This is a genomic window from Microbacterium sp. Z11_20 (assembly GCF_057197605.1).
In genome coordinates this window covers 73,836-89,939 of sequence record NZ_JBXVOQ010000001.1, presented here as the reverse complement: position 1 = coordinate 89,939, position 16,104 = coordinate 73,836, and the positions used below count along the sequence as shown (strand labels likewise).

16 protein-coding genes are annotated in these 16,104 nt (G+C 71.4%); 6 read left to right on the top strand and 10 right to left on the bottom strand.

Annotated elements, in window-relative coordinates; genetic code table 11:
• Positions 1-9: 9 nt before the first annotated feature.
• Together AC2DFQ_RS00390 and AC2DFQ_RS00385 are read left to right on the top strand one after the other, a co-directional pair.
• Positions 10-1,077 (top strand): M4 family metallopeptidase, encoded by a 1,068-nt coding sequence (locus tag AC2DFQ_RS00390; RefSeq protein ID WP_484532599.1) that lies wholly within the window; start codon positions 10-12, stop codon positions 1,075-1,077.
• The gene (locus AC2DFQ_RS00385) at positions 1,058-1,408 is read left to right on the top strand and encodes a protealysin inhibitor emfourin (protein WP_484532598.1); all 351 of its coding nucleotides are present in this window, start codon (positions 1,058-1,060) and stop codon (positions 1,406-1,408) included. Before AC2DFQ_RS00390 ends, AC2DFQ_RS00385 begins: the two co-directional genes overlap by 20 nt.
• A gap of 24 nt (positions 1,409-1,432) precedes the next feature.
• Here AC2DFQ_RS00385 and AC2DFQ_RS00380 read toward each other — a convergent pair whose 3' ends face one another.
• The 3 genes from AC2DFQ_RS00380 to AC2DFQ_RS00370 all read right to left on the bottom strand — a co-directional run bounded on the left by AC2DFQ_RS00380 (position 1,433) and on the right by AC2DFQ_RS00370 (position 3,362).
• The gene (locus AC2DFQ_RS00380) at positions 1,433-2,044 is read right to left on the bottom strand and encodes a GNAT family N-acetyltransferase (RefSeq protein ID WP_484532597.1); all 612 of its coding nucleotides are present in this window, start codon (positions 2,042-2,044) and stop codon (positions 1,433-1,435) included.
• A 120-nt stretch (positions 2,045-2,164) separates the two neighbouring features.
• Positions 2,165-2,863 (bottom strand): uracil-DNA glycosylase, encoded by a 699-nt coding sequence (locus AC2DFQ_RS00375; protein WP_484532596.1) that lies wholly within the window; start codon positions 2,861-2,863, stop codon positions 2,165-2,167.
• Position 2,864: 1 nt separating this feature from the next.
• Positions 2,865-3,362 (bottom strand): phosphoribosyltransferase, encoded by a 498-nt coding sequence (locus AC2DFQ_RS00370; RefSeq protein WP_484509812.1) that lies wholly within the window; start codon positions 3,360-3,362, stop codon positions 2,865-2,867.
• A 103-nt stretch (positions 3,363-3,465) separates the two neighbouring features.
• On the opposite strand from AC2DFQ_RS00370, the gene AC2DFQ_RS00365 reads away from it, so the two are divergent.
• Positions 3,466-4,923: an MFS transporter gene (locus AC2DFQ_RS00365; protein ID WP_484533114.1), complete on the top strand. Its 1,458-nt coding sequence runs from the start codon at positions 3,466-3,468 to the stop codon at positions 4,921-4,923.
• Between the two features lie 104 nt (positions 4,924-5,027).
• Here AC2DFQ_RS00365 and AC2DFQ_RS00360 read toward each other — a convergent pair whose 3' ends face one another.
• Entirely contained in the window at positions 5,028-5,807 is a 780-nt protein-coding gene (locus AC2DFQ_RS00360) for an SDR family oxidoreductase (protein WP_484532595.1), read from the bottom strand.
• Positions 5,808-5,933: 126 nt separating this feature from the next.
• On the opposite strand from AC2DFQ_RS00360, the gene AC2DFQ_RS00355 reads away from it, so the two are divergent.
• The gene (locus tag AC2DFQ_RS00355; protein WP_484509814.1) at positions 5,934-7,256 is read left to right on the top strand and encodes a bifunctional o-acetylhomoserine/o-acetylserine sulfhydrylase; all 1,323 of its coding nucleotides are present in this window, start codon (positions 5,934-5,936) and stop codon (positions 7,254-7,256) included.
• Between the two features lie 234 nt (positions 7,257-7,490).
• Positions 7,491-8,696, top strand: coding sequence for a homoserine O-acetyltransferase MetX (gene metX / locus AC2DFQ_RS00350; RefSeq protein WP_484509815.1), 1,206 nt, complete (start codon positions 7,491-7,493; stop codon positions 8,694-8,696).
• 51 nt (positions 8,697-8,747) lie between these two features.
• Here metX and AC2DFQ_RS00345 read toward each other — a convergent pair whose 3' ends face one another.
• From AC2DFQ_RS00345 to AC2DFQ_RS00330, 4 genes are read right to left on the bottom strand one after another with little or no spacing between them, the layout of a single operon-like run.
• Positions 8,748-9,968 (bottom strand): MFS transporter, encoded by a 1,221-nt coding sequence (locus AC2DFQ_RS00345; RefSeq protein ID WP_484532594.1) that lies wholly within the window; start codon positions 9,966-9,968, stop codon positions 8,748-8,750.
• A 19-nt stretch (positions 9,969-9,987) separates the two neighbouring features.
• The gene (locus AC2DFQ_RS00340) at positions 9,988-10,305 is read right to left on the bottom strand and encodes a thiamine-binding protein (protein WP_484509817.1); all 318 of its coding nucleotides are present in this window, start codon (positions 10,303-10,305) and stop codon (positions 9,988-9,990) included.
• A gap of 9 nt (positions 10,306-10,314) precedes the next feature.
• Positions 10,315-11,532, bottom strand: coding sequence for a hypothetical protein (locus tag AC2DFQ_RS00335; protein ID WP_484532593.1), 1,218 nt, complete (start codon positions 11,530-11,532; stop codon positions 10,315-10,317).
• A gap of 45 nt (positions 11,533-11,577) precedes the next feature.
• Positions 11,578-12,423 (bottom strand): ADP-dependent NAD(P)H-hydrate dehydratase, encoded by an 846-nt coding sequence (locus AC2DFQ_RS00330; protein WP_484532592.1) that lies wholly within the window; start codon positions 12,421-12,423, stop codon positions 11,578-11,580.
• 31 nt (positions 12,424-12,454) lie between these two features.
• Between AC2DFQ_RS00330 and AC2DFQ_RS00325 the strand changes: the two genes are divergently transcribed.
• Positions 12,455-13,519 carry an NADH:flavin oxidoreductase/NADH oxidase gene (locus tag AC2DFQ_RS00325; RefSeq protein WP_484532591.1) on the top strand — a complete coding sequence of 355 codons (1,065 nt, stop codon included), beginning with the start codon at positions 12,455-12,457 and terminating at the stop codon, positions 13,517-13,519.
• Positions 13,520-13,570: 51 nt separating this feature from the next.
• Here AC2DFQ_RS00325 and AC2DFQ_RS00320 read toward each other — a convergent pair whose 3' ends face one another.
• A complete protein-coding gene (locus AC2DFQ_RS00320) occupies positions 13,571-14,617 on the bottom strand; it encodes a hemolysin family protein (protein WP_484509821.1) in 1,047 nt (348 codons plus the stop codon).
• Complete coding sequence (locus tag AC2DFQ_RS00315) at positions 14,614-15,957, bottom strand: hemolysin family protein (RefSeq protein WP_484532590.1); 1,344 nt, start codon at positions 15,955-15,957, stop codon at positions 14,614-14,616. The genes AC2DFQ_RS00320 and AC2DFQ_RS00315 overlap by 4 nt, the downstream gene beginning before the upstream one ends.
• Positions 15,958-16,104: the final 147 nt, after the last annotated feature.

Below are 16,104 nucleotides of genomic sequence, written 5' to 3'. Positions count from 1 at the left end.
AGTCGGGGGATGACCCCCGGTATCGTCCCGCCGTTCCTGTTGGCGCGGATCGCGTCAGCGGCCGAGCCCCAGTTCGCCCGTGCCGCCGCCGCAGCGGCTCGTACGCTCGCGGTGCCGCGCCCCCCACACGGGCCCGCCCGTACGCGCCTCCGGCTTTCCATCGAGGAATCCGGCACCCTGGTGGCCGAGACCTCCCCCGCGCCCGACCGCCTGGTCTCGGACGCGCAGAACCGTGAGACGCTCCCCGGCGTCCGCGTACGCGGGGAGGACGACCCGGCCACCGGCGACGCCGCGGTCGACGAAGCATTCGACGGCCTCGGGGCGACCTTCGACTTCTTCTGGGACGCGTTCACCCGCAACGGCATCGACGGGGCGGGGGGTTCGCTCCTGGCGACCGTGCACTACGGCGTGGAGTACGACAACGCGTTCTGGAACGGCGAGCGCATGGTGTTCGGCGACGGGGACGGCGAGGTGTTCACCGGGTTCACCCGGTCGCTCTCGGTGATCGCCCACGAGCTCGCCCACGGGGTGACCGACGCCGAGGGCGGCCTGGAGTACCAGGGGCAGTCCGGCGCCCTGAACGAGTCGTTCTCCGACGTCTTCGGGGTGCTGGCCGAGCAGCACGCCGCGGGTCACACCGTCCAGGATGCGTCGTGGCTCGTGGGCACGGGGATCTTCACGGATGCGGTGGAGGGCGTCGCGCTCCGCTCGGTGAAGAACCCGGGCACGGCGTACGACGACGACGTGCTCGGGCGCGACCCGCAACCGGGCCACATGCGCGACTACGTCGAGACGGCCGAAGACAACGGCGGCGTGCACATCAACTCGGGCATCCCCAATCGCGCGTTCTATCTCGCCGCGGAGGCCCTCGGCGGCTTCGCGTGGGAACGGGCCGGACGGATCTGGTATCGCGCACTCACCGAGGGACTCAGTCCCTCCGTCGACTTCCCCGCGTTCGCGCAGGCCACGCTGGATGCGGCACGGGCGGAGTACGGTGAGAACTCGGAGGAGGTCGCCGCCGTCCGCGACGGATGGGTGGGCGTCGGCGTCATCGAGAATGGATCACCCGCATTCTGACGACCCGCGGAGCCCTGCCGCGCCGGGAGCCGCCGACCGCGACGAGCCCGCGCACACCGTGGTCGTCACGGTGATCCGCTCCGGCGGCATCGCCGGGCGGCGCCGCCAGTGGCGTGCCGAGCCGCCGCCGGACGACACGCCGCACTGGAGGTCGCTCGTGGACCGTTGCCCGTGGGACGACATCGGGGGCGACTCCGGGGGCGCTGACCGCTTCGTGTGGATCATCCGCGTCGCGGACGGTCACATCCCGCCCCGTGAAGCCGAGCTTCCGGACTCGCGGCTGGACGGCCCGTGGCGCGAGCTCGTGGACGCGGTCCGGGCCGCATCCTGAATCGCCGCATGCCGAGCCGGCAGATCAGCGGTCCAGCAACGACCGCTTCCTGCGCTTGGGCAGGCTCTTCTGCAGATAGACCACGCCCAGCCAGCGGTTGAACTTGTACCCGACGCGCCCCATGCGCCCCACTTCGGTGAATCCGAACTTCTCGTGCAGGCGGATCGAGGCGTCAGCGCCCTTGTCGCTGATCGCGGCGACGACCTCGCGGATGCCCGCCTCCTGACATGCCTCCAGGAGCGCACCGAGGAGAGCCGACCCGAGGCCCTTCCCCGCTGCTGCCTGCCCGAGGTAGATCGAGTCCTCGACGGTGTAGCGGTAGGCGGACTTCGACTTCCACGGCTGCACGAGCGCGTACCCGAGGACCTGACCGCGGGGGCTCTCCGCCACGAGGAACGGCATGCCGAGCTTGGTGAGGTGGGCGAACTTCTCCCGCCACTGCGCGACCTTCCACGCCTTCTCGTCGAAGGTCACGACGGAGTTGGTCACGTAGTAGTTGTAGATCTCCCGGATGTCGGGGATGTCGCGCTCCTCGACCGGGCGGATCGAGTAGGCGAAGGGCTGTTCCGCCGGCGCGGCCGGGCGCAGATGCCGGGGAAGGCGGCGGCGGCTCTTGTCGTACTCGTCCTCCAGCACGGCTGCCACTCTAGCGCCCGGGTCCTCGCCCCCCCCCGCCCAGCCCACGAGAAACGACGTTCGGGACGGGAAACAACGCGCCGCGTTATGTCTCATCCGCATCGTCGTTTCTCGCTTGAGCTACGGGCGGGCGGGGAGACGCCAGTCGAGCGGGGGTGCGCCCTGCTGTTCGAGGAGAGCGTTGGCGCGGGAGAACGGGCGGGACCCGAAGAACCCCCGGCGTGCCGACAACGGCGAGGGGTGCGCGGACTCCACGATGGGGGTCGCACCGAGCAGCGGGCGCAGGTTCGCGGCATCCCGACCCCACAGGATCGCCACCAGCGGTGCGTCGCGGGCGACGAGGGTGCGGATCGCGTGCTCGGTGACCTGCTCCCACCCCCACCCCCGGTGCGACGCGGGAGAGCCGGGGGCGACGGTGAGTACGCGGTTCAGGAGCATCACGCCCTGATCGCTCCACGCGGAGAGGTCGCCGTGCGGTGCGGGCGGGATGCCGAGGTCGGTCTGCAGCTCGGCATAGATGTTCGCCAGGCTGCGTGGCAGCGGCCGCACACCGGCGTCGACGGCGAACGACAACCCGATGGGATGCCCCGGGGTGGGGTACGGGTCCTGTCCGACGATCAGCACCCTCACCGCGTCGAGGGGACGTTGGAATGCCCGCAGCACACGGTCACCGGCGGGGAGGTAGCTCCGGCCCGCCGCGACCTCCGCGCGGAGCCGATCGCCGAGGGCCGCGATCTGCGGGCCGACGGGGTGGAGCGCCTCCGCCCATCCCGCATCCACCAGTCCGGCTGCGGCCAGTTCGGGCAGGCTCCGCGGCACGTCAGGTTCCTGCGGCCTCATCGAGCACCGAGCCGCGCGCCGACCACGGGAAGTCGATCCACAGCGCGGTGTCTTTCCACGAGTAGTCCGGTCGCACGATCGTGGTGGGCTTGGTGTAGATCACCACCGACCTCATGTCGGCGCCGCGGTCGCGGAGGAGCTCCACGGCCAGCGCGAGGGTGCGGCCGCTGTCGGCGACGTCGTCCACCAGCAGCACGCGTCGCCCCTCGAGGTAGTCGATGTCGAGGGCCGGCGGGATCACCTCCGGCTTGTCCAGCACTGTGCCGATGCCGGTGTAGAACTCGACGTTCAGCGCGCCGCAGTTCTTCACCCCCAGGCCGTACGCGATCGCCCCGGCAGGGAGGAGCCCCCCGCGGGCGATGGCGACGACCACCTCCGGGACGAACCCGTCGGCCAGGACCGACCGGGCGAGATCGCGCGAGGCCTCCCCGAACTGGTCCCACGTCAGGATCTCCCGGTCGCCGGTGCCCTCGCTCACATGCCCTCCTCGGTGCTGAAACCCCCAGCCTACGGGCGCTCCCGGGCCCGCACCGTCACCGGTGTATCCTCAGCGCGTGACCCGAGCTTCCACCTCCGCGGGGATGCGGAGAACCGGCCTCGGCGTGACCGCCGGGCTCATCGGCTGGTTCATCGTCGTGGAGCTGGTCAGCGGCATCCTGCAGGGGTACTACGTGCCCTTGTTCAGCGACATCGTCATCGCCCTCGGCATCCACGACTCCGACGTCAACTGGTTCGAAGCGGGGCAGCTTCTCCTTTCGGCGCTCGTCCTGCCGATCCTCGCCAAGCTCGGCGACATGTTCGGCCACAAGAAGATCCTCCTGATCTCGGCGCTCCTCACGGCCGGCGCCAGCTGGTGGCTGGTGTTCGCGGACTCGTTCTGGACGTTCCTCCTCGCGTGGTCGCTGCAGGGCTTCTACGTCGTGTGGCTGCCGCTGGAGATCGCGCTCATCTTCGAGCGCGGGCGCCGCCAGTCGCGCGGCGTCTCGCAGACCCGCCGCGCCGCGGGGCTGCTCGTGGTGGGCCTGGAGGCCGGCGCGATCGTCGGCGCCCTGGCCGCGGGGCGCCTGTTCGCCGCGTCCGGCGAGAACCTGCAGCTGACCCTGATGATCCCCGCGATCGCCGTGACGCTGGTGTCGGTGGTCATCTGGCTGAGGGTGCCGGAGTCCGAGCCGGTGCCGGGGCGGCGTTTGGACACCGGCGGATTCGTCCTCCTCGCCTTCGCGCTCCTGCTGGTCACCGGAGGCCTGTCGTTCCTGCGCGTCCCCGAGGGGCCGGGCCCCGCAGTGGTGCTCGCGCTCATCGTCGCCGGCATCGCCGCGTTCGCCGTGTTCGTCTGGTACGAGCTCCGCCAGAGCGACCCCGCCATCGACATCCGCGTGCTCATTCAGCCGCAGATGTGGCCGGTGCAGGCGACGGCCTTCCTCGTCGGCATCAGCCTGCTGGGCGCGCAGGGACCGCTCGCCACCTACGCCGGGACCGATGCGTCTCTCGGCTACGGACTGGGACTGGATGCCACGGATCGCTCCAACATCATCGGCGTGTACCTCGTGTCGCTGATCGTGGGTGCGGTGCTGTTCGCGATCACCTCGCGTCGCGCGAATCCGCGCGTCATGCTGATCGGTGCGGCCCTCCTCGTCGGCATCGGGTACGCCCTGTTCGTGCCGTTCCACGTCGAGCTGTGGCAGGTGGTGCTGAACCTCTCCCTCGCCGGAATCGGGTCGGGCGCTCTCGTGGGCGCCATGCCCGCTGCCGCTGCCGCGGCCGCCCCGCGCGGGCAGACCGGCATCTCCTCCGCGCTGACGAACACCACCAAGACGATCGGCGGCACGTTCGCCTCCGCCGTGTTCGGGGTGGTCCTGGCCGGATCGGCCGGGGCGGCCGTCGCATCCACCGCCGCCCCGCTGGTGGGGTACCTCACGGTGTGGACGGTGTGCGCGGCGGGCGGGTTCCTCGCGGCGCTCCTGCTGCTGTTCGTGCCGAAGGTGGCCTTCGCCGACACCCTCCCCGAGGAAGCGGCCGCCCAGACCCAGGTCCTCTGACCCCAGCCCCCTCCCCGCCGCATGTCCCACTTCGGCAGGTTCTGCGGCCCCGGATGCTGCAGAAGTGAGACATCACGCCGCAGACGAGGGCTCGGGGCGATGGGCTACTCGGCGAGACGGGGGCGGAGCGGGCCGCGGGCGAGCAGGTGCTGGGCCGACTGCGCGACGGGACGCATCGTGATGAGGTCGAGGTTCACGTGCCCGGGGGCATCCAGGGCGTAGGCGATCACGTCGGCGACGTCGTCGGCCACCAGCGGGTTCTCGACGCCGTCGTAGACGCTGTCGGCCGCGTTGCGGTCGCCCCGGAGGCGGTTCACCGTGAACTCCTCGGTGTAGACCATCCCCGGTGCCACCTGCGTCACCCGGATCGGCTCGCCGTTGAGTTCGAGCCGGAGCGCACCGGCGAGCATCGCCTCCCCCGCCTTGGCCGCGTTGTACCCCCCGCCCCCCGCGTAGGCGACGTGCGCGGCGGTCGAGGTGACGAAAAGCGTGTCGGCGTGACCGTCGGCCGCCGCCGCCCGGCGGAGGAGCGGCAGCATCGCGGCGACGAGCATCTGGGCCGACAGGACGTTCACCTCGAACATCCACCGCCAGTCGTCGGGCCGTCCGTTCTCCACGGTGTCGGCGCCGCGCGCGCCACCGGCGACGTGCACCAGTGCGTGCACGGGTCCGGACTCGCCGAGCCACTGTGCGAGCCCCTCCACGTCCTCCTGCCGGGTGAGGTCGGCCGCGTAGCCCACGATGCCGGTCTCGTCCTGGAGGGCCTCGAGGCGTTCCGCGCGTCGAGCCACGCCCACCACGTCCCATCCGCGCTGGCGCAGCAGCCGCGCCGTCGCCTCGCCGATTCCCGAGCTCGCGCCCGTCACCACCGCACGTCGTGTCATGCCGCAACGCTACCTCGGCGGTGTTACGTAACATTTCCCTCCGGTTGTCGCCGAGCCGCGGCTTTCGTAGCCTCGCACGTGGTGAGGGCACCCCGCCGCCACCCCGAGAAACGCAGGAGTACGAACATGTCCACACCCGAGAACTGGCAGTTCGAGACCAAGCAGATCCACTCGGGCGCGCAGCCCGACCCGACGACCAAGGCGCGCGCGACGCCGATCTACCAGACCACGTCGTACGTGTTCGACAACGCCGACCACGCGGCGAACCTGTTCGCGCTCGCCGAGTTCGGCAACATCTACACCCGCATCCAGAACCCCACCCAGGATGTCGTCGAGCAGCGGGTCGCCGCCCTCGAAGGTGGCACGGGCGCCCTGCTCGTGGCCAGCGGCCAGGCGGCGGAGACGTTCGCCGTGCTCAACATCGCGCAGGCCGGCGACCACATCGTCTCGTCGAGCTCGATCTACGGCGGCACCTACAACCTCTTCAAGTACACCCTCGCCAAGCTGGGCATCGAGGTCACCTTCGTCGAGAACCAGGACGACCCGCAGGAGTGGCGCGCAGCGGTCCGCCCGAACACGAAGCTCTTCTTCGCCGAGACCATCGGTAACCCGCAGATCAACGTCCTCGACATCCGCACCGTCGCCGACCTCGCCCACGAGGCCGGCGTGCCGCTGATCGTCGACAACACGATCGCCACGCCGTACCTGATCCGCCCGTTCGAGCACGGCGCCGACATCATCGTGCACTCGGCCACCAAGTTCCTCGGCGGGCACGGCACGGTCATCGGCGGCATCATCGTCGACGGCGGCACGTTCGCGTGGTCGCAGAACGTCGAGAAGTTCCCGGGCCTCACCGAGCCCGACCCGTCGTACCACGGGGCGAGCTACACCACGGCCGTCGGCGACGCTCTGGCCTACATCATCAAGGCCCGCGTGCAACTGCTGCGCGACCTCGGTGCCGCGATCTCGCCGAACAGCGCGTGGCTGCTCATCCAGGGCATCGAGACCCTCTCCCTGCGCATCGAGCGCCACGTGCAGAACGCGCAGGAGATCGCGGAGTGGCTCGAGGCGCGCGACGACGTCGCGTCGGTGAACTACTCGGGCCTGCCCACGTCACCCTGGTACGCCGCCGCCAACACGTACGCGCCGAAGGGCGTCGGCGCTGTGCTGTCGTTCGAGCTCAAGGGCGGCGTGCAGGCCGGGCGCGAGTTCGTCAACTCGCTCACGCTCTTCAGCCACCTCGCCAACATCGGCGATGTGCGGTCGCTGGTCATCCACCCTGCCTCCACGACGCACTCCCAGCTCACGCCCGAGCAGCAGCTGACCTCCGGCGTGACGCCGGGGCTCGTGCGCCTGTCGGTCGGTCTGGAAAGCGTCGACGACCTCAAGGCCGACCTCGAGCAGGCCCTCGACGCCGCCCGGCGCTCGGTCGAGGCCGCACGCGTCTGAGTCGCTGCGCCGGCCCGTCGCCCGCATCCGGATGCCCCGGTTCCGCCTCGGCGGGCCGGGGCATCCGCCTGTGCGCGCTGCGTCCGGGGCCGGTCGCCGCATCCACGGGCCCCGGCGCCGTAACACGTGCCGGACACGTCGCGGACTCCGAGACAATGGGGGGATGCACCGGCACACCTCCGCCCGACGGGTGACCGCGCGTGACGCCGCCCACGAGCGCACGGGCGCTGCCTGATGGATTGGCAGACGTCCGAAGACACGGTGCCCTCCGCTCCGGTCACAGAGGCCGACGCCCGGCTCCTCCTCGGCCGCCCGCCCGCCACCGGCGCCTGGCGCGACGGCGACCCGGCCGGTGAGCGGCACTTCGCCTCCTTCGGCGCCTTCGCCACCGAAGGCGGGTCCGAGCTCCCCGGATTCCGGCTCGCATACGAGACCTGGGGCGAGCTCTCCCCCGCTCGCGACAACGCCGTCCTCATCCTCCACGCCCTCACCGGCGACAGCCACGTACGCGGCCCGGCCGGTCCCGGCCATCCCACCGCCGGATGGTGGGACGACCTCGTCGGCCCGGGGGCTGCCATCGACACCGACCGGTGGTTCGTCGTGGCCCCCAACATGCTGGGGGGATGCCAGGGCTCGACGGGTCCGGCGAGCATCGCGCCCGACGGATACGAGTGGGCCTCGCGCTTCCCCTACCTGACCATCCGCGACCAGGTCACCGCCCAGGCCCGCCTCTCGGACGCGCTCGGCATCGACACCTGGGCCGCCGTCATCGGCGGCTCCATGGGGGGAATGCACACCCTCGAATGGGCGGTCGGCCATCCCGAGCGCGTCGCGCGGGCGGCGATCCTCTCGGCTCCCCCGGCCAACACCGCCGACCAGATCGCGCTGAACTCGGTACAGCTGGAAGCCATCCGCATCGATCCGCGGTTCGCCGGCGGCGAGTTCTACGACGCCGGCGACGGCGACGGGCCCCACCGCGGGCTGGCCCTGGCCCGGCGGATGGCGTTGCTGAACTACCGCAGCCCCACCGAGCTCAACTCCCGCTTCCAGCGCAGCTGGCAGTCCGGGGTCAGCCCCCTCGGACGGGGCGGCCGCTTCGCGGTGGAGTCGTACCTGGACTTCCACGGCAACAAGTTCACGCGCCGTTTCGACGCCAACAGCTACATCGCCCTCGTGGAGGCGATGAACTCCCACGACGTCGGCAGAGAACGCGGCGGCATCGAAGAGGCGCTCCGCCGCGTGACGGCGATCACCCTCGTGCTCGGCATCGACAGCGACCGGCTCTTCCCCATCGACGGCCAGCACCGCATCGCCCGCAGCATCCCGAACACCCTCGACGGCGACGAAGCCGTCGTGCTCGCCAGCGACTTCGGCCACGACGGCTTCCTCATCGAGACCGCCGCCGTCGCCGCGCACCTGCGCCGCCTCCTGGCCGCCTGAGCCGGCCGCCTCCTCCTCGCTGCTCGGTCAGAGCGACGCGGCGCTGCGCGGTCAGAGCGACGCGGCGGTGCGCGAGCGACGCTCGACGGCGAAGCTCACCGCGGCTATCCCGGCGCCCGCGAGCCCCAGAGCCGCGCCCACCCATGCGGGGGCTCCGAAGCCCCAGCCGGCGGCGATGGCGAGACCACCCAGGAACGCGCCCAGGCTGTTGCCGATGTTCAGGGCCGAGTGGTTCAGCGCCGCCGCGATCGACTGGTTGTCGCCGGCCACGTCCATCAGCCGGGTCTGGATGCTGGGGCTCAGCGCCGCGCCGGAGAAGGAGACCGCGAACGCGAACACCGCGAGCGTCACCACCCATCCGGCGGTGAGGGCCAGCAGCGCCGACGTCACGGCGAGGGCGGTGAGCCCCAGGAGCATCCACCGCTTGAGGTTCCCGTCGGCCAGGCGCCCCCCGACCAGGTTGCCGGCCGTCATCCCGATGCCGGAGATCACCAGGACGATCGAGACGCTCCACTCCGGCGAGCCGGCGAGATCGGTCACCATGGGAGCGATGTAGCTCAGCATCGTGAAGAGGCCGCCGAAGCCGATGGCCCCGGTGGCCAGGGCGAACCACACCTGGCCGACGCGGAACACCCGCAGCTCGTCGCGCAAGCGGCGCCCCGGCTCACCGGGATGCTGCGGCACCGTCAGCCCGATGGCGATCGTGGCCACGACGAAGACGGCCGCCACGACCAGGAAGGCGCTCCGCCATCCCAGCTGCTGACCGAGGAGGGTACCGAGCGGCACGCCGACGACGTTTGCGACCGTGAGGCCCGTCAGGACGAACGCGACCCCCTGCGCGCGCTTGTTCGGCCCGAGGAGATCGGCGGCCACGAGGGCGCCGATGCCGAAGTACGCCCCGTGCGGCAGACCTGCGAAGAACCGCGATGCCGCCACCAGCTCGAAGGTCGGAGCGAGCACCGTGAGGGCGTTGAAGACCGTGAGCGCCAGCGCCAGCGCGATCATCACGCGGTGGCGCGGAAAGCGGGCCACCGACCCGGCGATCGTCGGCGCGCCCACGACCACGCCCAGGGCGTACAGCGAGATGAGCCATCCGGCCTGGGCGATGGCGTCGTCGGAGTCGGCCGCCCACTGCGCGGGGAGGAGCTCCGCGGCCACGTTGGGCAGCAGCCCCATGATGACGAACTCGGTCATGCCGATGCCGAAGCTGCCGATGGCGAGAGCGAGGAGCGCCCACGTCGCCGCCCCCCTCGGAGAGGTCGAGGAGGTCACCGCAGAATGCTAGCGCCGTTCAGTCGGCGTCGCGAATCGATTCGAGTGCGGACTCGAGCCGATCGATCTTCCCGTCGATCTCGCCGGAGCGCCCGGGGCGGATGTCGGCCTTCAGCACGAGCGATACGCGCGAGCCGAACGGCAGAACCGCGTCGGTGGCGCGACGGATCACGTCGAAGACCTCGTCCCACTCCCCCTCGATCTCGGTGAACATCGAGGTGGTGCGGTTGGGCAGGCCCGACTCCCGCACCACGCGTACGGCGGCGGCGACGGCGTCGTGCACCGAGCCGTCGGCGGAGCTGGATCCGGAGGGGGCGACGGAGAAGGCAACGAGCATGATGCGACGCTACTCCGCCGGAGCGAAGTGGCGCGAGGGTGCCCGGTGCACCGGCACCCGTACCAGCCGCACGCACATCCACGCGAACAGCGCCACGAGAGCGGCGTTGCGCAGCGTGAGCACGAGGACCGCCGTGGGCTGGGCGCCCAGGAGCGGGTCGTAGAGCACCGGGTACACCAGCTGCGTGAGGCCGGACACGAACAGCACCACGGCCGCCGGGCCCGCCCACCGCCACCGGTCCAGAACGACGGCTGTCACCAGGGGCGGGACCAGCCAGGTCATGTACTGCGGCGAACCGACCTTGTTGGTCACGATGACGGCGAGAACCAGTGCGAGGGCGAGGGGTGGGAACAGCGCGGCGAAGGATGCTCCGCGCCGAGCTTTCCACGCCCCGGTCAGCGCCACCGCCCCCACGGCGAGGACGAGCACCGGCGTCATCACCGCCGCCACGGTCGCGGCGCCGGGACCGGTGACTTCGAAAGTGATGATGTCGGCGGCGTAGAAGATCGCCGACCCGGGCACCCCCAGCATCGTCCGCCACACGTACGGGGTGCTCACCGGCGCCTCCACCTGCAGCCCACGCCCCGTCTGCCCCCCGACGAACCCGAGGGCGTATGGGGCGCCACCGGCCAGCACGACCATCAGCAGGATGACCGCCGACACCGCCAGCGCCGCCCCGACGACGGCGCCTCGACGGCGAAGGGCGAGGACGGCGGCGGCGACCAGTGCGGCGGGCCACACCTTGATCCACGCCCCGGCCGCCAGGAGTAGGCCGGCCAGCCACGGGCGGCCGACCAGCCACAGGCATCCCGCGATCGCCAGCGGAACGGTGACCGCATCCAGCCGGTAGAGCGCGACGGGACCCAGTGTCAGGATCGCGCCGAGCCACAACCACGCGGCGGCGACCCGGCCGCGGGAGCGTCCGCGGCCGACGAGCATCGCGAACACCAGCGCATCGAACACGGTGACCAGCACCGCCCAGGCGAGAGTGTACGAACCCACCCACACGAAGCCCCACGCCAGCACCATCGGCACGAGCGCGAGTTGCGGATACACCCACGCCTCGGTGATCCCCACGACGCCGGTCCCGCCGAGCGCCTGCCGCGACCAGGGTTCGTAGACGTTGTACACGTCGCCCATGGGCTGGCTCGGCAGAAAGAACCCCAGGGCGACAACCGCGGCATGCACGAGGACGAACGCGATCCACAGCGGCACGCGTCGGGACACGCTGACATCCTACGGGCGTCGCTGCCGCCACGCCCGGATGCGGCGTCAGGTCGAGGTGATGGTGCGACCGACGATGAGCGGCAGCGCCTCGGCGACGTCGATCGCGGTGATCGGGCCGCCCATGGCTCCGCGGAGGGACGCCGCCTCCGAGCCGGCGTGGCCGTGCAGCCACGCCGCGGTCGCGGCGAGGGCCGCCAGGTCGTCCACCGTGCTCGCGTGCGCTCCGGCGATCACCGCCCCCAGCACACCCCCGAGCACATCGCCGGTGCCCGCCGTGGCGAGCCACGGCGTCCCCGACGCGACGCGCCGCAACCACCCGGACGGCGAGGCCACCAGGGTCGTGGCGCCTTTCAGGAGCACCGTCACCCCCAGGCGCGCGGCGGTCTCCAGGGTCGCCCCGGCCCGCTCATGGTCGTCCGCGTCCGCAGCGACCGGCGGGAGCCCCGCGGCACCGCGGATGCGGTCGTGCTCGCGGGCGTGCGGGGTGAGCACGAGCGGCGCCGCAGCCCCGGGCACCAGGTCCAGCGCCCCGGCGTCCACCACGACCGGCACGTCTCCGGCAAGCAGTTCGCGCAGGGCCGTCTCCTCCTCGGGCGAGCGGTGCGCCGCATCCATCCCCGACCCCACGACCCACGCCTGGACCCGGCCCTCCCCGGCCACCGTCTCGGGGCGGCGCGCCAGCACCAGATCGCTCGCGCGGCGGGGCCCGACGTAACGCACCATCCCCACGCCCGTCCGCCATGCCGCCTCCACACCCAGCACCGCTGCGCCGGGGTACGCGTCGGACCCGGTTCGGAACCCGACCACACCGCGGGAATACTTGTCATCGGTGGCGGTCGGCATACGCAGCACGGCACGCACCTCGTTCACCCGCCAGTCATCGACCGCCATGCCCCACACCCTAGCCGCGAGGAGACCCGGTATGCCCCGTCTGTTCGACCCCTTGACGATCCGCGACACGACCTTCCGCAACCGGCTGTGGGTGTCGCCCATGTGCCAGTACAGCGCCGCGGAGGGGGTGCCCAACGACTGGCACCACGTGCACCTGGCGCAGTTCGCCGCGGGCGGGGCGGGCCTCGTGATGGCCGAGGCGACGGCGGTATCGCCGGAGGGGCGCATCTCCCCGGAAGACACCGGCATCTGGAACGACGCCCAGGTGGCGGCGTGGCGGCCGATCGTCGACGCCCTCCACAACCGGGGCGCGACCGCCGGTGTGCAACTCGCGCACGCCGGGCGCAAGGCCTCCACCTGGTCGCCCCTCACCCGCAACCGCGGAACGGTGCCGGAGGACCAGGGCGGCTGGGCCGCGGTCGCCCCCTCCGCCCTCGCGTTCGAGGGGTACGCCGAGCCGACTGCGCTGGATGAGGCGGGAATCGACCGCGTGGTGGCCGACTTCGCCGCCGCCGCGCACCGGGGCCTCGCGGCCGGATTCGACGTGCTCGAGGTGCACGCCGCACACGGCTACCTCCTGCACGAGTTCCTCTCGCCCCTGTCGAACACGCGCACCGACGCCTACGGGGGATCGCGGGACAACCGCATCCGCCTCCTCCGCCGCGTGGTGGAGGCGGTGCGCGAGGCAGCTCCCGCGGCAGTGGTGTTCGTGCGGCTGTCGGCCTCCGACTGGGCCGAGGGCGGATGGGACGTGACCGACTCGATCGCGGCGGCCGCGGCCGCACGTGACGCGGGAGCGGATCTGATCGACATCTCCAGCGGCGGCCTGGTGGCGCACCAGCGGATCGCGACCGGCCCCGGCTACCAGGCGGAGTTCGCCGCACAGGTGCGCGCCGGAGCATCCGTCCCGGTGAGCGCCGTCGGGATGATCGACTCCCCCGCCCTCGCGGAGGAACTGGTGGCCCGCGGACACGCCGATGCCGTGATGGCCGGGCGTGAGTGGCTTCGCGACCCGCACTACGGCCTCCGCGCCGCCACCGAACTGGGAGTGGAGGGCAACTGGCCGGCGCAGTACGTGCGGGCGCGCCGCGCGTGAGCGAGGATCCACCGCGCGACGCGACGGCGAGCGCCGCGCGGTGGCATCGCTTCAGCGCCGTCGCGCCGTAGCGTCCTGCACTTCGCCGATGAGTTCCTCGATGATGTCCTCGAGGAACAGCACCGCAGTGGTCTGACCGGCCTCATCGCGCACCTGAGCGAGGTGACGCCCGGCGCGGCGCATGAGGGCGAGGGCATCTTCCAGGTCGGTGGACTCCATCACCGGGACCATGTGGTGGATGCGCTTCGCCGCGATGCGGTGAGCCTGACCGTCGCCGTTCTCGGCGGCGCGCAGCACGTCCTTGAGGTGCACGTACCCGATGGGCTGCCCCTCGCTGTCGACGATCACGTACCGGGAGAAGCCGTGCTTGGCGACGGCCCGCTCGAGCTCGTTCGGCGTCGTGGTCTCCGGCAGCGTCACGAGCTGACCGAGCGGGAGGGCGACGTCGCGCGCCTTCTTGTCGGTGAACTCCACGACGGCCGCCACCGTTCCGGCCGCATCATCCAGCACGCCCTCGCGGCGTGACTGGCTGACGATCGTGGCGACCTCCTCGAGCGTGAACGTCGAGGCGGCCTCGTCCCTGGGCTCGACCCGGAACAGGCGCACGGCGTGGTTGGCCGTCCAGTTCAGCGCGACGATGATCGGGTAGAACGCCTTCGACACCCACACCAGCGGCGTGGCGAGGAAGAGCACGGCCCGGTCCGGCAGCGAGAACGCGAGGTTCTTCGGCACCATCTCGCCGATCACGACGTGCAGGTACGACACCAGCAGCAGCGCGACGACGAATGCGATGACATCCACCATCGCCTCGTTCAGACCAGTGAGCCCGAGGGGTTCGGCCAGGAGGTGGTGGATCGCCGGCTCGGAGACGTTCAGGATCAGCAGCGAGCAGATCGTGATGCCCAGCTGACACGTCGCGAGCATGAGCGTCGCGTGCTCCATCGCGTAGAGAGCGACCTTCGCCGCGCGCGACCCGCGTTCGGCGCGGGGCTCGATCTGCGATCGGCGCGCGGAGATGACGGCGAACTCGGCACCGACGAAGAAGGCGTTGGCCAGCAGCAGCACCACGAGCCAGGCGATTCCTGCCCAATCGTTCATCGCTGGTCACCACCCTTCGCCGCGCGGACGAGATCGTCCACGTCCTGCGACTTCGGCGACGGTGTGAATCGCACCCGATCGATCCGGCGACCCTCCATCCGCTGCACCGTGAGCGCGCCGTCCTCGGTGGGCACGGTGTCGCCGACCGCCGGGAGGCGCTCGAGGACGCTCATGATGTACCCGCCGACGGTGTCGTAGACCTCGCCCTCGGGCACGCGGACGCCCGCGCGATCCAGCGCCTCGTCGGGACGCAGGTCACCGGGGAAGCTCACCGAACCGGCCGAGCGGACGACGCCGGCGCGCGAGCGGTCGTGCTCGTCGAGCACTTCGCCCACGATCTCCTCGACGAGGTCCTCGAGGGTGACCACGCCCGCGGTGCCGCCGTATTCATCCACGACGATCGCCATCTGGTAGCCCCGAGCACGCAGCTCGGCGACGAGCGCGTCGAGGTGCACCGTCTCGGGCACCCGCAGCGGCTCGGTCGCCAGCGCGGCGGCGGGGACATCCGCCCGGCGCTCCCGCGGCACCGCGATGGCGGCCTTCAGGTGCACGATGCCGGCGATGTCGTCCATCGACTCCTGGTACACGGGGAAACGGCTGTGGCCGGTGCGCATGGCCAGCTGCACGACGTCTTCGACGGTGTCGTCGGCGGCGAGCGCGTGCACGCTCGGACGGGGCGTCATCACGTCGGCGGCGCTCAGCCGCGAGAAAGTGAGGCTTCGATCCAGCAGGGACGCGGTGTCCTCCTCGAGCACGCCCGCGCTGGCGGAGCGGCGGACGAGGCTCGACAGCTCCTCGGCGGTGCGGGCGCCCGACAGCTCCTCCTTCGGCTCGACGCCGAAGGAGCGCAGGATGCCGTTGGCGCTGCCGTTGAGCACGGCCACGGCGGGGCGGAACACGGTGGTGAAGGCCACCTGGAAGGGCATCACGAGTTTGGCGGTCTGCCGCGGGATCGCCAGGGCGAAGTTCTTGGGGACGAGTTCGCCGACGATCATCGACAGGACGGTCGCGAAGGCGACCCCGATGACCGTCGCCAGGCCCGACACCAGTGCCTCCGGCCATCCCCACGACATCAGCACCGGGCGGAGCAGGTTCGAGATCGCCGGTTCCATCGTGTAACCGGTGAGGAGGGTCGTCAGGGTGATCCCCAACTGCGCGCTGGAGAGGTGGGTCGAGGTGATCCGCAGCGCGTTGATCGTCAGCGACAAGCGGGCCTCACCGGCATCCCGACGCGCTTCCAGATCTGCGCGGTCGAGGTTCACCAGGGCGAACTCGCTCGCGACGAACAGTCCGGTTCCGAGTGTGAGCAGGAGCCCCACGCCCAACATGACGTAATCCATCACGCATCACCCCCGTGAGTGCGGGGAGCGGGTCGGTGGGGCGAGCGTCTGCAACTGGGAGGGTCGTCCATCGTGCCGAAAGTCTACGGCAGGTCCGGTCGGCCCGTTCCGCCGTTCCCTGGTTCAAAACTCAGGAGATCCGGCCCC

What these genes read in the sequence shown, in the direction of transcription:
- AC2DFQ_RS00390 (WP_484532599.1), top strand. Translation starts at nt 10, where the DNA reads ATGACCCCCGGTATCGTCCCGCCGTTCCTGTTGGCGCGGATCGCGTCA.
- AC2DFQ_RS00385 (WP_484532598.1), top strand. Translation starts at nt 1,058, where the DNA reads ATGGATCACCCGCATTCTGACGACCCGCGGAGCCCTGCCGCGCCGGGA.
- AC2DFQ_RS00365 (WP_484533114.1), top strand. Translation starts at nt 3,466, where the DNA reads ATGCGGAGAACCGGCCTCGGCGTGACCGCCGGGCTCATCGGCTGGTTC.
- AC2DFQ_RS00360 (WP_484532595.1), bottom strand. Translation starts at nt 5,807, where the DNA reads ATGACACGACGTGCGGTGGTGACGGGCGCGAGCTCGGGAATCGGCGAG.
- AC2DFQ_RS00355 (WP_484509814.1), top strand. Translation starts at nt 5,934, where the DNA reads ATGTCCACACCCGAGAACTGGCAGTTCGAGACCAAGCAGATCCACTCG.
- metX (WP_484509815.1), top strand. Translation starts at nt 7,491, where the DNA reads ATGGATTGGCAGACGTCCGAAGACACGGTGCCCTCCGCTCCGGTCACA.
- AC2DFQ_RS00340 (WP_484509817.1), bottom strand. Translation starts at nt 10,305, where the DNA reads ATGCTCGTTGCCTTCTCCGTCGCCCCCTCCGGATCCAGCTCCGCCGAC.
- AC2DFQ_RS00330 (WP_484532592.1), bottom strand. Translation starts at nt 12,423, where the DNA reads ATGGCGGTCGATGACTGGCGGGTGAACGAGGTGCGTGCCGTGCTGCGT.
- AC2DFQ_RS00325 (WP_484532591.1), top strand. Translation starts at nt 12,455, where the DNA reads ATGCCCCGTCTGTTCGACCCCTTGACGATCCGCGACACGACCTTCCGC.
- AC2DFQ_RS00320 (WP_484509821.1), bottom strand. Translation starts at nt 14,617, where the DNA reads ATGAACGATTGGGCAGGAATCGCCTGGCTCGTGGTGCTGCTGCTGGCC.
- AC2DFQ_RS00315 (WP_484532590.1), bottom strand. Translation starts at nt 15,957, where the DNA reads ATGGATTACGTCATGTTGGGCGTGGGGCTCCTGCTCACACTCGGAACC.